This window comes from Streptomyces sp. NPDC052020, from assembly GCF_040680575.1.
GTDB lineage: Bacteria > Actinomycetota > Actinomycetes > Streptomycetales > Streptomycetaceae > Streptomyces.
The window spans coordinates 379,673-394,249 of the sequence record NZ_JBFAWY010000001.1 but is presented as its reverse complement, the minus strand read 5'-3'; the positions used below and the strand labels follow the sequence as shown (position 1 = coordinate 394,249).

Below are 14,577 nucleotides of genomic sequence, written 5' to 3'. Positions count from 1 at the left end.
GCCGAAAGCCCCCGCCCCACCGGTCAGACCGTCTCCCGCCACCCGTTCGTGATCGGCAGTCGCCGGTCCTTGCCGAAGCCCTTGGGCGAGATCTTCGTCCCCGGCGGGTACTGCCGCCGCTTGTACTCCGCGGTGTCGACCATGCGCAGCGTCCTCGCCACCGTCTCCGGATCGAACCCGGCCGCGACGATCTCGTCCGCGCCGCGGTCCCGGTCGACGTACAGCTCCAGGATCGCGTCCAGCACCGGATAGTCCGGCAGCGAGTCGGTGTCGACCTGCCCCGGCCGCAGCTCCGCGCTCGGCGGCTTGGTGATCGAGTTCTCGGGGATCGGCGGTGTCCGCCCCCGCTCCCGCGCCGCCCGGTTGCGCCACTCGGCCAGCCGGAAGACCGACGTCTTGTACACGTCCTTGATGGGCCCGTAGGCCCCCACCGAGTCCCCGTACAGCGTCGAGTACCCGACCGCCAGCTCCGACTTGTTGCCGGGCGCCAGCACGATGTGGCCCTCCTGGTTGGAGATCGCCATCAGCAGCGTGCCCCGCAGCCGCGACTGGAGGTTCTCCTCCGCCAGCCCCGTCAGCCCCAGCGACCCCATGTACGCGTCGAACATCGGCTCGATCGGCACGGTCCGGTAGTTCAGTCCGGTCCGCCGCGCCAGCTCCGCCGCGTCGTCCTTGGAGTGCTCGGAGGAGTACTTCGACGGCATCGACACGCCGTACACGTTCTCCGCGCCCACCGCGTCGCAGGCGATCGCCGCGACGAGCGCCGAGTCGATCCCTCCGGAGAGCCCGACCAGCACCGACCGGAAGCCGTTCTTCGCGACGTACGCCCGCAGGCCCACGACGAGCGCCGAGTAGACCTCCTCGTCGTCGTCGAGCCGCTCCGCGTGCCCCCCGGTCAGCTCCGGCTCGTAGGCGGGCAGCGGCTCTGGCGACAGCACCACCCGGTCGACGCGCAGCCCGTCGTCCACCACGCCGTCCGGCGCGTCCGCCGCCGCGGCCGGCAGCTCCAGGTCCAGCACCAGGCACCCTTCGGAGAACTGGGGCGCGCGGGCGAGGACCTCCCCGTCCCGGTCGACGACGATCGAGTCCCCGTCGAAGACGAGCTCGTCCTGCCCGCCGGTCATCGCGAGGTACGCGGTCGTGCACCCGGCCTCCTGGGCCCGCTTGCGCACGAGCTCCAGCCGGGTGTCGTCCTTGTTCCGCTCGTACGGCGAGGCGTTGACGGAGACGAGCAGCCCGGCCCGCGCGGACCGCGCCGCCGGCACCCGCCCCCCGTCCTGCCAGAGGTCCTCGCAGATGGCGAGCGCCACGTCGATCCCGTGCACCCGCAGCACGGGCATCGTGTCGCCGGGGACGAAGTAGCGGAACTCGTCGAAGACGCCGTAGTTCGGCAGGTGGTGTTTGGCGTAGCCCAGCACCACCTCGCCCCCGTACAGCACCGCCCCGGCGTTCTGCGGCGCCCCGGCCGGCTGACCGTACTTCGGCTGCGCGGTCTCGCAGCGGTCGAGGTAGCCGACGATCACCGGCAGCTCCCCGAAGCCCTCCTCGGCGAGGCGCGCGGCGAGCTCTCTCAGGGCCGCCCGGGACGCCTCCACGAAGGACGACCTGAGGGCCAGGTCCTCGACGGGGTACCCGGTCAGCGCCATCTCCGGGAACGCCACCAGATGCGCTCCCTGCCCGGCGCAGTGCCGGGTCCAGCGGACGATCGACTCGGCGTTGCCCGCGAGGTCGCCGACGCGGGAGTCGATCTGGTTCAGGGCGAGGCGTAGTTGAGGCACCCGCCCAGTCTAATCGTCAAAGCGACGCAATGTCCTGTTCTCGCGCCCGGGCGGCGTCCTATCGCCGCGGCCGGGCCCCCCGCTCGGCCAGCAGCTCCGCCATGAGAGCGATCTCCGCCCGCTGCCCGTCCACCATCCCCTGCGCGAGCCGCTTCTCCGCCGCCACGGCGCACTGGGCGGCGCAGCCCTCGGCCATGTGCACACCGCCGCGGTGATGGTCGGTCATCAGCTGGAGGTAGAAGACCTCCGCGGCCTTCCCCCTGAGCGCCGCCAGCCGGTCCATCTCGGCGTCGGTGGCCATCCCTGGCATCAGCGCCCCGTCCCCCCGGCTCGTGTCCGCGCGCATGCCCATCCAGGTCATCGGCGGATCGGACGACACCTTGGGCAGCTCCCACAGATCGAGCCAGCCCAGCAGCATGCCGCGCTGGTTGGCCTGGGTCTGCGCGATGTCGTAGGCGAGCCGCCGCACCTCCTCGTCCCGTGTGCGGTCGCGTACGAGGTACGACATCTCCACGGCCTGCTGGTGGTGGACCGCCATGTCCCGCGCGAACCCGGCGTCGGCCGAGCCGGCGGCGGGCGGCCGCGCGGCCCCGTCGTCCCCGGCGTCCCCCGCGACGGCGGAGGTCACCGCGGCGGCGGCCAGGAGCACCGCCGCCGCGGCCCCCGCGACCCACCCGGCGCGCCTCACTGGGACAGTCCCCCGGTGCAGGGGGCGCCCGGCTCGGGCGTCTGCTCGCCCTGGACGAACTTCTCGAAGAACGCGTCGACGGCCGGGTCGTCCGCGCCGGTCACGGTGCGCTGGTGGCCCCAGGCGGTCAGCACGATCGGGTCCTTCTGCCGGTCGTCGGGGCTCATCAGCGAGTACGGCGTCTTGCGCACCTTCTCCGCCAGCGCCTCGACGTCGGCCTTCGGGGCCTTGCCGGTGTACGTCACCCAGACCGCGCCGTGCTCCAGCGAGTGGACGGCGTTGACGTTCCTCACCGGCTTGCCGTAGACGTCGCCGTCGCAGTTCATCCAGACCTGGTGGTGATCGCCGCCGACCGGCGGCTCGACCGGGTAGGTCACGTCCTTGGCGACATGCGTCCGCGACAGCGTCCCCTGCCAGGTCCGCACCCCGTCCTCACCCGTGACGAAGCGCCCCGCCTTCCCGCCGTCGGCCGCCGCGCCGCCCGAACCGCCGGACCCGTCGGACTGCGACCGGACGAGGAAGACACCGCCGGTGACGAGTGCGCCGACGGCCACCACGGCACCGACGACGGTGAACGCCCGGACGCGGCGCTCGCGTGCCTGCTCGGCACGCCGCATCTCCTCTATCCGTGCGGTACGCGAGGCGCTGCTGCTGTTCTTGGCGGAACCCATGGGGTGTTCCCTTCGGGGAAACGAGGGCCGGTGGAGTGGGCTGATCGTAATGGGGGAGAAGGGACTGGCGTAGGGGGCCGGAAAGGATCTGTCCCGAGCGGCGCCCAGGAATGGCCCGATCGAACACCTGCCCTCTACGCTGCCGGAAGAGACAGGGCCGTTACGGACGCCGGTCCTGACCGGCAAGATGGCGACAGAGCAGCACACCCGCGTGCGCGGCCGTGGGCGCGGCGTTCAGACCGGGGTCGGCCGGCCGATCCGGGTCCGCAACGCGCACGAAACGGTCCTGTGGTGGGATGCTCACGTGCCCGACCGCCTCCCGCGGTACCGGAACAGGCGGCCTGACCAGCAAGGATGGGGAAGCGGAAGATGGACAAGCAGCAGGAGTTCGTGCTCCGGACACTGGAGGAGCGCGACATCCGGTTCGTACGCCTGTGGTTCACGGACGTGCTGGGCTTCCTCAAGTCCGTCGCCGTGGCCCCCGCCGAGCTTGAGCAGGCGTTCGACGAGGGAATCGGCTTCGACGGCTCCGCCATCGAGGGTTTCGCGCGCGTGTACGAGTCCGACATGATCGCCAAGCCGGACCCGTCCACCTTCCAGGTCCTGCCGTGGCGGGCCGAGGCCCCCGGCACGGCCCGGATGTTCTGCGACATCCTGATGCCGGACGGCTCCCCGTCCTTCGCCGACCCGCGCTATGTCCTCAAGCGGGCCCTCGCCCGCGCCTCCGACCAGGGCTTCACCTTCTACACCCACCCCGAGATCGAGTTCTTCCTGCTGAAGGACAAGCCGGTCGACGGCTCGGTGCCCACCCCCGCCGACAACTCCGGGTACTTCGACCACACCCCGCAGAACATCGGCATGGACTTCCGCCGCCAGGCCATCACCATGCTGGAGTCGATGGGCATCTCGGTGGAGTTCTCCCACCACGAGGGCGCCCCCGGCCAGCAGGAGATCGACCTGCGCTACGCGGACGCGCTCTCCACGGCCGACAACGTCATGACGTTCCGCCTGGTGATGAAGCAGGTCGCGCTGGAACAGGGCGTTCAGGCCACCTTTATGCCGAAACCGTTCTCCGAGCACCCGGGCAGCGGCATGCACACCCACCTGTCCCTCTTCGAGGGCGACCGCAACGCCTTCTACGAGTCCGGCGCCGAGTACCAGCTCTCCAAGGTCGGCCGCTCCTTCATCGCGGGCCTGCTCAAGCACGCCGCGGAGATCTCGGCGGTCACCAACCAGTGGGTGAACTCCTACAAGCGCATCTGGGGCGGCTCGGAGCGCACCGCGGGCGCCGGCGGCGAGGCCCCGTCGTACATCTGCTGGGGTCACAACAACCGTTCGGCCCTGGTCCGCGTCCCCATGTACAAGCCGGGCAAGACGGGGTCCGCCCGCGTCGAGGTCCGCTCCCTGGACTCCGGGGCCAACCCCTACCTGGCCTACGCCGTCCTCCTCGCCGCCGGCCTGAAGGGCATCGAGGAGGGCTACGAGCTGCCGCCGGGCGCCGAGGACGACGTGTGGGCCCTGTCCGACGCTGAGCGCCGCGCGATGGGCATCGAGCCGCTGCCGCAGAACCTGGGCGAGGCCCTGACCCTGATGGAGCGCAGCGACCTGGTCGCCGAGACCCTCGGCGAGCACGTGTTCGACTTCTTCCTGCGCAACAAGCGCGCCGAGTGGCACGAGTACCGCTCCGAGGTCACCGCGTTCGAGCTCCGCAAGAGCCTGCCGGTGCTGTAACGCTTCCGCCCGCCGGGCGGGGGCCGGCGTCCCCCGTGCCGCAGCCGCCCTCGACCCGGAACCCGGCGGCAGGACGGGCCACCCCGAGTGGCGGGATGGCCCGGTCCGGTACCCCCGGAGGGTGATGTCTCAGCGGCGTACGGTCCGCGAGACCTCCGGTACGTGTCCGGTCACCACGCGTTCCCGCGCGGGGCGCGGGGTGCGGCGGTCGACGGCGTACGCCACGGCGGCCACCGCGAGGCCGAGGGCCGCGAGGGCGGCGCCGGCGACGGCGGGGGACGTGACGCCGAAGCCGGCCGCCAGCGCGACGCCGCCGATCCAGGCGCCGCCCGCGTTGGCCAGGTTGAACGCGGCCTGGTTGGCCGAGGAGGCCAGGGAGGGCGCCGCGGCCGCCTTCTCCATCACCATGAGCTGGAGCGGCGAGCCGGTGACGAAGGCCGCCATGCCGAGGAGGGCCACCGCGACGGCCGCGCCGGCCTCCGTGCGCATGAGGAGGGGGAAGAGGGCCAGGACGACGAGCAGCGACACCAGGCCGCCGAAGAGCGTGGCCCGCAGGGAGTGGTCGGCGAGGCGGCCGCCCAGCAGGTTGCCCGCGGTGGCGCCCACGCCGAACAGGGCCAGCAGCAGGGTCACGCTGGCGTCGGCGTACCCGGCGGTGTCCGTGAGCATCGGCGTGATGTAGCTGTACGCCGAGAACAGCGCGCCGAAGCCCGCGACGGTGGTGGCGAGGGCCAGCCAGACGGGGAGGGAGCGCAGGGCGGCCAGTTCGCCGCGCACGCCCGTCGCGGAGGCGTGCGCCCGGTCGCGCGGGACGAGGAGCGCCAGGGACGCGATCGCCACCAGGCCGATCGCGCTGACGCCGAGGAACGTCGCCCGCCAGCCGAGGTGCTGGCCCATGAGCGTGGCGACCGGAACGCCCGCGATGTTGGCGACCGTCAGGCCGAGGAACATCAGGGAGACGGAGCGGGCCTTGCGTTCCGGCGCGACCATGTTCGTGGCGACGACGGCGCCGACGCCGAAGAAGGCGCCGTGCGGCAGGCCGCTGAGGAAGCGGGCGGCGAGCAGCGAGTGGTGGCCGGGGGCGAGGGCGGACAGGGCGTTGCCCGCCACGAACAGGACCATCAGGCCGATCAGGACCGTCCGCCGGGACAGCCGGGCGGTGGCCGCCGCGAGCAGCGGGGCGCCGATGACGACGCCCAGCGCGTACGCCGAGACCAGGTGGCCGGCGGTGGGGATCGAGATGCGCAGATCGTCCGCGACGTCGGGCAGCAGGCCCATCATCACGAACTCGGTGGTACCGATGCCGAAGGCGCCCACGGCAAGGGCGAGCAGGGCCAGGGGCATGAAGGGGGGTGCCTTTCGAGAGCGGAGGTCCGTACTTCGTATGTTCCAGTACGGAACAAAGCCTCTCAGGGCGAGTATTCCGCCAGGTTACGGGGCGGTGGCCGGGGGCCGCCGCATAGGGGGTGACCTGGGGTTTCAGGAACCGGATGTGGCGACGTTCACACGGGCGGCGACCGGGAGGTGATCGCTGCCGGTGGCCGGCAGGGTCCAGCTGGTCTCCGGCTCGACGCCCGTGACGAGGATCTGGTCGATCCGGGCCATCGGGAACGACGCCGGCCAGCTGAAGCCGAAGCCGTCGCCCGCCGCGCCCTGCGTGGAGCGCAGCTGGGAGGTGATCGCGTTCAGCGCGCGGTCGTTCATGGTCCCGTTGAGGTCGCCGAGGAGGATCTTCCGCTCCAGTGGCTCGTCGGCGATGGCCTCGCCCAGCGCGTCGGCGCTCTTGTCCCGCTGCCGGGCGGTGAACCCGGCCTCCAGCTTCACCCGGACCGACGGCAGATGGGCGACGTACACGGCGATGGGCCCCTCGGGCGTGGTCACCGTGGCGCGCATCGCGCGCTTCCAGCCCAGGCGGATGTCCACCGCGTCGACGTCGCTCATCGGGTACTTGCTCCACAGCCCGACGGTGCCGACCACCGCGTGGTACTTGTACGTCGGCGCCAGCGCGTCCTCGTAGGTGGCGACCGCGGACGCCTTCAGCTCCTCCAGGGCGAGCACGTCCGCGCCGGAGGCGGCCACGGACCGGGCCGTGCCGGCCGGGTCCGCGTTGCCGGCGTTGACGTTGTGCGTGGCCACCGTCAGGTCGCCGCCGGCGCCGGCCTTGTCGGTGAGCAGGCCGCCGAAGAGGTTCAGCCACACGATCGCCGGGACCAGGACCGCGATCAGCGCCGTCGCCGACCGCCGCACCAGGGCCACGGCCAGCAGGACGGGGACGAACAGGCCCAGCCACGGCAGGAAGGTCTCGGTCAGGCTGCCGAGATTGCCTACGGCGTTGGGAATGTGGGCGTGCGCCGCCATGACGGCCGAGAGGAGGAGGGCCACGAGGGCGGTGACCAGGCCGCGGCGCCAGATCCGCCGGTCGCCGCGCCGGCCCGCGGCCAGCCGCTCGATCAGGCGTCGAAGCCGGGTGCCGCGGCGCCCGGGCCCCGGGCCGCCGTTGTCCGTCTCCGTCATGTACGCCTGCTGCGCCATACCGTCGCCTCACTGCCTGCCGTGCACACCGTCGCCCCCCGTGCCACAAGACCCTAGGGGATGATCGGCTCCGTTCCCGCCGTCCCATGACGGCCGTACGGGCACGAGGACGTGGATGCCGGGGCGGCCAGTTGCACCCGGACGCGGGACGCGTGGGGCTTGTGACGAAACGCGCACATTCGCATCGCGGGACGCCGGTCCGGCGGGCGGGGGGTGCTCTGGCCCTCGCCGACCCGAGGTGCCACCATGGAGGGGATCCGGGGACGCCGTCAGGGCGCCTCGAGATGACACGAAGGAGCCGTTGCAATGACGCAGCTTTCGGCTGCCCGGAACAAGTCCGCCGACGGCAGCAAGGCGCTGTACGGCGGCAAGGGCACCCGCCGCATCACCGTCCGCGACATCGCCGCCGCCAAGGAGCGCGGCGAGAAGTGGCCGATGCTCACCGCGTACGACGCGATGACCGCGTCCGTGTTCGACGAGGCCGGTATCCCGGTCATGCTGGTCGGCGACTCCGCGGGCAACTGCCACCTCGGGTACGACACCACCGTGCCCGTCACCCTCGACGAGATGACCATGCTGTCGGCCGCGGTCGTGCGGGGCACCAACCGCGCCCTGATCGTCGCCGACCTGCCCTTCGGCTCGTACCAGGAGGGGCCGGTGCAGGCGCTGCGCTCGGCGACCCGGCTGGTGAAGGAGGCGGGCGCGGGCGCCGTGAAGCTGGAGGGCGGCGAGCGGTCGCACCGGCAGATCGAGCTGCTGGTGGAGTCCGGCATCCCGGTGATGGCGCACATCGGGCTCACCCCGCAGTCCGTCCACGCCATGGGCTACCGCGTGCAGGGGCGCGGCGAGGAGGCGGCCCAGCAGCTGCTGCGGGACGCCAAGGCGGTCCAGGACGCCGGCGCCTTCGCCGTGGTGCTTGAGCTGGTGCCGGCCGAGCTCGCGGCCGAGGTGACGCGGACCCTGCACATCCCGACGGTCGGCATCGGCGCCGGTCCCGAGACCGACGCGCAGGTGCTGGTGTGGACCGACATGCTCGGGCTGACCGGCGGCCGGGTGCCGAAGTTCGTCAAGCGGTACGCCGACCTGCGCCAGGTGATGGGTGACGCGGCGAAGGCGTTCGCCGAGGACGTCGTCGGCGGAACGTTCCCGCAGGAGGAGCACTCCGTCCACTGAGGCCCCCGGGCCACCGGCCCGCGGGCCCACCGAGCCACTGCCCGCACCACGGCAGCCCGCCGATCCTCCCCCGTCGGCGGGCTGCCCCTTTCGGGCGGGGAAAAGGGGCGGCAGGAGGGGCAGACGGAGCCGCCGGGGACCGCGCCGAGCTGCCGAAGCTGCGTCAGGACGTCGACGACACCCCAGATCTCGGTGATGCGGCCGCCGCCGAGGCGGAAGACGAAGATCTCGCCGTAGCGGACGGAGGCTCCGGTCGGGGGCAGCCCCCGGTACTCGCCCCGGTGGGTCCCGGTCACCGTGTTCCGGCACACCACCTTGTCCCCCTCGGCGATCACGTCCTCGACGGTGACGCGGAGGTCGGGGAAGGCGCGCAGCAGTACCGCCCACACCTGCTTCAGGGCGCGCGCTCCCGTCGCCCCCGTCGGTACCGGCGCGTGGAACAGCACGTCCGGTGCGACCACGTCGTCGATGGTCCTCGCGACGCGTCCGGCGTCGCCGCTGTTCACCGCCGCGTGCAGGCGGTCCAGCGGCGTTCGGCCGAGCGCTGTCCGGGCTGTCGGCATGTGCTCCTCCTCCATGCTCGTCGGTGGTGTCCGTATGCGTTCGCGTCCCTATGACGGAGCGGGCCGCCCCGGTGTGACACGGGGCGGCGCTTTCCGGAGGGGAGGGCGGTGGTCGTCGGCGGTCCGTCGGCGGGCCGGGCCGTCTGTCGGCGGTCTGTCGGCGGTCTGTCGGCGGTCTGTCGGCGGGGGCTGGCACCGTCTTCGGTATGACGCGAATCGATGACTACCCCGAGGCCGCGAAGAGCGCGGTCACCGTGCGGGGGCTGGTCAAGCACTACGGCCGGACCAAGGCGCTGGACGGCGTCGACCTGGACGTCCGCGAGGGCACCGTGATGGGTGTGCTCGGGCCGAACGGTGCCGGCAAGACCACCCTCGTGCGCATCCTGTCCACCCTCATCGCCCCCGACGCCGGGCAGGCCGTCGTCGCCGGCTACGACGCCGTACGGCAGCCGCGGCAACTGCGCCGGGTGATCGGGCTCACCGGCCAGTACGCCTCGGTGGACGAGAAGATCCCGGGCTGGGAGAACCTCTACATGATCGGCCGGCTGCTGGACCTGCCCCGCAAGGCGGCGCGGGCCCGGGCCGACGAGATGCTGGAGCGGTTCTCGCTGACCGAGGCCGCCCGGCGGCCCGCGGGGACCTACTCCGGCGGCATGCGGCGGCGCCTGGACCTCGCCGCCTCCATGATCGGACGGCCCGCCGTGCTCTTCCTGGACGAGCCGACCACCGGCCTGGACCCGCGCACCCGCAACGAGGTGTGGGACGAGGTGAAGCGGATGGTCGGGGACGGGGTGACCGTCCTGCTGACCACCCAGTACATGGAGGAGGCCGAGCAGCTCGCCGCCGAGCTGACCGTCGTGGACCGGGGCAAGGTCATCGCCGGCGGCCGTATCGAGGATCTGAAGGCCAAGGTGGGCGGGCGCACGCTGCGGATCCGCCCGGCCGACCCGCTGCGCCTGCGGCCGCTCGCCGCCTCCCTGGACGAACTGGGCGTCACCGGGCTGGCCGGCGCCACCGTGGACGCCGAGAACGGCTCCGTGCTGGTGCCCGTCCTCAGCGACGAGCAGCTGACCGCCGTGATCGGCGCGGTGACCGCGCGCGGCATCACGCTCGCCGCCGTCACCACCGAACTGCCCAGCCTGGACGAGGTGTTCCTGTCCCTCACCGGCCACCGCGCCAGTGCCCCGCAGGACGCCGTGCCCGCCGACGCCCGCGAGGAGGTCGCCGTATGAGCGCCGCCACCGTCACCCCCGACGCCCGGATCCCGCTGCGCGGGCATCTGCGGCACACCGGCGCGCTGGTGCGCCGCAACCTGCTGTGGATACGGCAGGACCCGGAGTCGCTGTTCGACGCCGTGCTGATGCCGGTCGTGTTCACGCTGCTGTTCGTGTACGTCTTCGGCGGGTCGATCGGGCAGGCCCTGGGCGGCGGCCAGGACCAGTACGTGCAGTACGTGGTGCCCGGCCTGCTGGCCATGATGAGCCTGACCATGGCCCAGGGGGTCGGCACCGGCTTCAACCAGGACTTCAACTCCGGTGTCATGGACCGCTTCCGGTCCCTGCCCATCGGGCGCGGCTCCGTGCTGATCGCCAAGATCGTGGTGGAGCTGGCGCGGATGCTGGTCGCGACGGCGATCCTGCTGGCCGTGGGTGTCCTGGTCGGTTTCGACATCACGAACTGGGGCGGCCTGGTGGCCGCCGTGGCCCTGACGGCGGCGTTCGGCTCCGGCCTGATGTGGGTGTTCCTCACGCTCGGCGTCACCATGAAGAACGTCCAGTCCGTGCAGGCGATGGCCTTTCTGGTGATGATGCCGCTCCAGTTCGGCTCGTCCGTCTTCGCCCCGCCCAGCTCGATGCCGGGCTGGCTGCGGGCCTTCACCGACTACAACCCCGTCTCGGCCCTCGCGGACGCCTCGCGCGGGCTGATGACCGGCGGTCCGGTCGCGCACGACCTGTGGCTGACCCTCGCCTGGTCGGCCGCGCTCACGGCGGTGATGGCGCCGGTGGCCGTCCACAAGTTCCGCACCAAGAGCTGACCGGCCCGCCGGGCACGGGCACGTCAGACCAGGGCGGCGGCCTCCTCGGGGGAGAGGCCGCCGCCCTCGGCGTACGCGGCCTCGTACGCCTCGGTGCCGAGCGCCTCCCGGACCCGGGCGACGGCCCGTTCGCGGGCCTCGCGCTCCATGGCCGTCGTGACATGGGCCGGGGGCGTCATCGCGGCGGCGGCTCCCAGGCAGCGGGCGGCGTCCCGGGCCCGGCGCCCGCCGTCCACGCGGGCCAGCGCCATCGCGGCGATCGTCAGATAGGCGGCGCGCATGTGCGGGGCGATGGCCGCGGACAGGGGGTCGTCGGCCTGTTCCAGTGCCCTGCGGATCGTCGGCAGGGACTCCTCGTGGCGGCCTTCCAGGGTGTCCAGCCACGCCTCGGAGGCGAGGACGAACGCGTCGAAGGCGGCGAAGTGGGCGATGGGGGACTCCTCGCGCAGCCGGCGCAGCTGCTCGCGCGCCTCCCGCGTCCGGCCCGTCATGGACAGCCGGCCGGCGAGGAAGAGCCGGGCGGCGGGCAGGGCGTCGCTGTCGCCGGTGCGGACCGACTCCTCGATCACCTCGCGCAGGATGCGCTCGCCCCGTTCGGCCTCGTCCGGGTCGCCGGAGTCGACCAGCGCGCTGCCGCGCCGGGCGCCGAGGACCGCCATCTGGGCGTGGGCGCCCAGGCGTTCGGCGTACTCCGCGGCAGCGGCGTAGTCGGCGGCGGCCCGCAGGTGCTCGCCCGTGCGTTCGAGGGCCTCGGCGCGCGCGGACAGCGCCTCGGCCGTGCCCCAGGCGTCGCCCAGGCGCCGGAAGATCTCCAGCGACTCGTCGGCGTCGCGCGCGGCGTCGCCCGCCCAGTCGGGCCGGTGGGCCAGGACGGTGGCGCGCATCTGGAGGCTGCCGGCCAGCTCCCAGTCGAACCCCGCCGTCTCGCGGCAGGTGCGCACGGCCGCGTCCAGCAGGAGGCGCAGCCGCTCCAGGTCGCCGGTAAGCATCACGGCGACGAACCACAGCAGGCCGGGGCTGCGGCAGGTCTGCGGCAGACCGGGCTCGTAGGTGGCGGCGATGACCCGCAGCTTCGCCCGCAGCGCCGGGGAGCTCAGGACGTCCGGCTTCCTGTCCAGGCAGGCCAGATGGGCCAGGTGCACGCCGCGCCGGGCCTCGGCGAGGACCTCACCGGTCATCGGGGGCGGGGCGGCCGTGCAGCGCTCCCACACCGGGCCCGCGGGCCGGACCGGCTCGGTGAACGGATCGGGCCCGAGCGCCGCCACCTCGCCGCACCAGGTGCCGGCCTCGATCCTCAGGTCGCGCATCTGCCAGTACCAGACCAGTGACAGCGCCAGGCACAGGGCCTCCTGCTCGTCGCGCGCGGCGACGGCGCGGCGCAGGGCGGTGCGGATGTTCTCGTACTCCCGCTCCAGCCGCTCGATGGCGGCGAGCTGGCCGGGGCCGCGCAGCGAGGTGTCGCTAGCACGCGCCAGTTCGCGGTAGTACGTCAGGTGCGCGCGCTCCGCCTCGCGGCGCCCGCCGGTCTCGTCGAGCCGCTCGCCGGCGTACTCGGCGACGGTCTCCAGCAGCCGGTAGCGCATCTCGCCGTCCCCCGCGGGCGCGGCGACGACCAGCGACTTGTCGACGAGGGAGCCGAGCACCTCCAGGGCGGCCGGTCCGCACACGGCCTCGGCGGCGGCGAGGTCGCAGCCGCCCGCGAACACCGACAGGCGGCGCAGGACGTCCCGCTCGTCCTCGTCGAGCAGCTCCCAGGACCAGTCGACGACGGCGCGCAGGGTCTGCTGGCGGGGCAGGACGGTGCGGCTGCCGGAGGTGAGCAGCCGGAAGCGGTCGTCGAGCCGGTCGGCTATCTGGCGCGGCGTCAGCATGCGGAGGCGGGCGGCGGCCAGTTCGATGGCCAGGGGCAGGCCGTCGAGGCGGCGGCAGATCTCGGCGCAGGCGCCGGGGTCGTCCTCCACACGGAAGCCGGGCCGGGCGGCGGCGCCCCGGTCGGCGAGCAGCCGCAGCGCCGCCGGCTCGGGCAGCGGCTCCACCGGCCGCAGCAACTCGCCGGGGACGCCGAGGGGTTCGCGGCTGGTGGCCAGGACGGTGAGGCGCGGGCAGCGGGCGAGCAGTTCCTCGGTGAGGCGGGCGGCCGCCTCGACGACGTGCTCGCAGTTGTCCAGGACGATCAGCATGCGGCGCCGGCCGCAGTGCTCGACGAGACGGTCCACGGGGTTCCCGGTCCGGTCGGTGACGGCCCGTATCTCCTCGGCGCCGGCGCCGTACAGCACGGTCTCGCGGGCGCCCACGGCGGTCAGGACCGCCTCGGGGACGGCGTCCGGGTCGTCGAGCGGCGCCAGCTCGGCCAGCCACACGCCGTCCCGGGCCGCCTCCCCCGCGGCCTCGGCGGCCTCCTGCGACAGCCGGGTCTTGCCGGCTCCGCCCGGTCCGAGCAGGGTGACGAGCCGGGCGGTCGCCAGGTCGCCCCGGATGACCTCGAGGTCGGCGTCCCGGCCGACGAAGGAGGTCAGGCGGGCGCGGAGGTTGCCGCGCGGACGGTCGGGCCGGGCGGCCGGTGGCGCGGGCGGGGACGGGGGCGGGGGCGGGGCCTCCGGCCGCTGGAGCAGCTCGCCGTGGAGCGCGCGCAGCGCGGGCCCCGGGTCGGCACCGAGCCGGTCGGCGAGCAGCCGCCGCACGTCCTCGTAGGCGGCCAGCGCCTGGGCGGTGCGGCCGGTGTCGCGCAGGGCGCGCAGCCGCAGCGCCTGGAGGGGCTCGTCCAGGGGGTGGGCGTCGCACAGGGCGGTCAGCTCGGGCAGGGCGTCCTCGGCGCGGCCGAGGGCGAGCGCGGCGGTGTGGCGGGCGCGCAGCGCGTCCAGGCGCCGGGTCTCCCAGCGGGCCGCCTCGGCGGTGCGGTCGGGCAGGTCGGCGAGGACGGGGTCCCGCCACAGGGCGAGGGCGTCGTCGAGCAGTTCGGCCGCCTTGACGGGGTCGCCGTCGGCCAGGGCGCGCAGGCCCTCGCCGCTCAGCCGGCCGAAGCGGTGCAGGTCGACGTCGTCGGCGCAGGCGGTGAGCCGGTAGCCCCCGTCGGCGGAGGCGACCGCGTCCGCGCCGAGCGTCCGGCGCAGCCGCCCGACCAGCGCTTGCAGCGCCCCCACGGCGTCGGCGGGCGGGGCGCCGTCCCACACCTCCTCCACCAGCCGGGCCGCGGGCACGGTGCGGCCGGGCCGCAGGGCGAGCACGGTCAGCAGGGCGCGCAGCCGCGCACCGCCGACCGGGACGGTGGTGCCGTCGGGGCCGGCTGCCTGAGTGGTGCCGAGAATGCGGTAGCGCACGGGGTCCATTGTCTCCGGTGACGCGAAACCCGGTCATGGGGGTTTCCGCGGCGCGGCGCGGCGGGGCCCGCGCGCCGCGGGAGGTCCGT

At 73.7% G+C, this 14,577-nt stretch carries 10 protein-coding genes and 1 pseudogene; 4 read left to right on the top strand and 7 right to left on the bottom strand.

From position 1 onward, the window contains the following. Nucleotides 1–23: 23 nt before the first annotated feature. From AB0L74_RS01760 to AB0L74_RS01750, 3 genes are read right to left on the bottom strand one after another with little or no spacing between them, the layout of a single operon-like run. A complete protein-coding gene (locus AB0L74_RS01760) occupies nucleotides 24–1,778 on the bottom strand; it encodes an NAD+ synthase (protein ID WP_365644380.1) in 1,755 nt (584 codons plus the stop codon). 58 nt (nucleotides 1,779–1,836) lie between these two features. After that, nucleotides 1,837–2,466 (bottom strand): DUF305 domain-containing protein, encoded by a 630-nt coding sequence (locus tag AB0L74_RS01755; RefSeq protein WP_365644377.1) that lies wholly within the window; start codon nucleotides 2,464–2,466, stop codon nucleotides 1,837–1,839. Beyond that, nucleotides 2,463–3,137, bottom strand: coding sequence for a DUF3105 domain-containing protein (locus tag AB0L74_RS01750; RefSeq protein ID WP_365644375.1), 675 nt, complete (start codon nucleotides 3,135–3,137; stop codon nucleotides 2,463–2,465). Before AB0L74_RS01750 ends, AB0L74_RS01755 begins: the two co-directional genes overlap by 4 nt. A 369-nt stretch (nucleotides 3,138–3,506) precedes the next feature. Between AB0L74_RS01750 and AB0L74_RS01745 the strand changes: the two genes are divergently transcribed. Then, nucleotides 3,507–4,868: a glutamine synthetase family protein gene (locus tag AB0L74_RS01745; protein ID WP_365644372.1), complete on the top strand. Its 1,362-nt coding sequence runs from the start codon at nucleotides 3,507–3,509 to the stop codon at nucleotides 4,866–4,868. Between the two features lie 129 nt (nucleotides 4,869–4,997). On the opposite strand, the gene AB0L74_RS01740 is transcribed toward AB0L74_RS01745, so the two are convergent. Next, complete coding sequence (locus AB0L74_RS01740) at nucleotides 4,998–6,212, bottom strand: MFS transporter (protein WP_365644369.1); 1,215 nt, start codon at nucleotides 6,210–6,212, stop codon at nucleotides 4,998–5,000. A gap of 135 nt (nucleotides 6,213–6,347) precedes the next feature. After that, nucleotides 6,348–7,400 (bottom strand): endonuclease/exonuclease/phosphatase family protein, encoded by a 1,053-nt coding sequence (locus AB0L74_RS01735; protein WP_365644366.1) that lies wholly within the window; start codon nucleotides 7,398–7,400, stop codon nucleotides 6,348–6,350. A gap of 306 nt (nucleotides 7,401–7,706) precedes the next feature. On the opposite strand from AB0L74_RS01735, the gene panB reads away from it, so the two are divergent. Beyond that, nucleotides 7,707–8,573 carry a 3-methyl-2-oxobutanoate hydroxymethyltransferase gene (gene panB / locus AB0L74_RS01730; protein WP_365644363.1) on the top strand — a complete coding sequence of 289 codons (867 nt, stop codon included), beginning with the start codon at nucleotides 7,707–7,709 and terminating at the stop codon, nucleotides 8,571–8,573. Between the two features lie 158 nt (nucleotides 8,574–8,731). Here the strand turns inward: panB and AB0L74_RS01725 are convergent. Further along, a pseudogene (locus AB0L74_RS01725) lies at nucleotides 8,732–9,136 on the bottom strand (ester cyclase); the annotation flags it as partial. Between the two features lie 206 nt (nucleotides 9,137–9,342). On the opposite strand from AB0L74_RS01725, the gene AB0L74_RS01720 reads away from it, so the two are divergent. After that, on the top strand, nucleotides 9,343–10,368 hold the full coding sequence (locus AB0L74_RS01720; RefSeq protein ID WP_365644360.1) for an ATP-binding cassette domain-containing protein: 1,026 nt from the start codon (nucleotides 9,343–9,345) through the stop codon (nucleotides 10,366–10,368). Further along, the gene (locus tag AB0L74_RS01715; protein ID WP_365644354.1) at nucleotides 10,365–11,171 is read left to right on the top strand and encodes an ABC transporter permease; all 807 of its coding nucleotides are present in this window, start codon (nucleotides 10,365–10,367) and stop codon (nucleotides 11,169–11,171) included. The genes AB0L74_RS01720 and AB0L74_RS01715 overlap by 4 nt, the downstream gene beginning before the upstream one ends. A gap of 23 nt (nucleotides 11,172–11,194) precedes the next feature. Here the strand turns inward: AB0L74_RS01715 and AB0L74_RS01710 are convergent, their stop codons facing one another. After that, nucleotides 11,195–14,497: a BTAD domain-containing putative transcriptional regulator gene (locus AB0L74_RS01710; protein WP_365644352.1), complete on the bottom strand. Its 3,303-nt coding sequence runs from the start codon at nucleotides 14,495–14,497 to the stop codon at nucleotides 11,195–11,197. Nucleotides 14,498–14,577 lie beyond the last annotated feature (80 nt).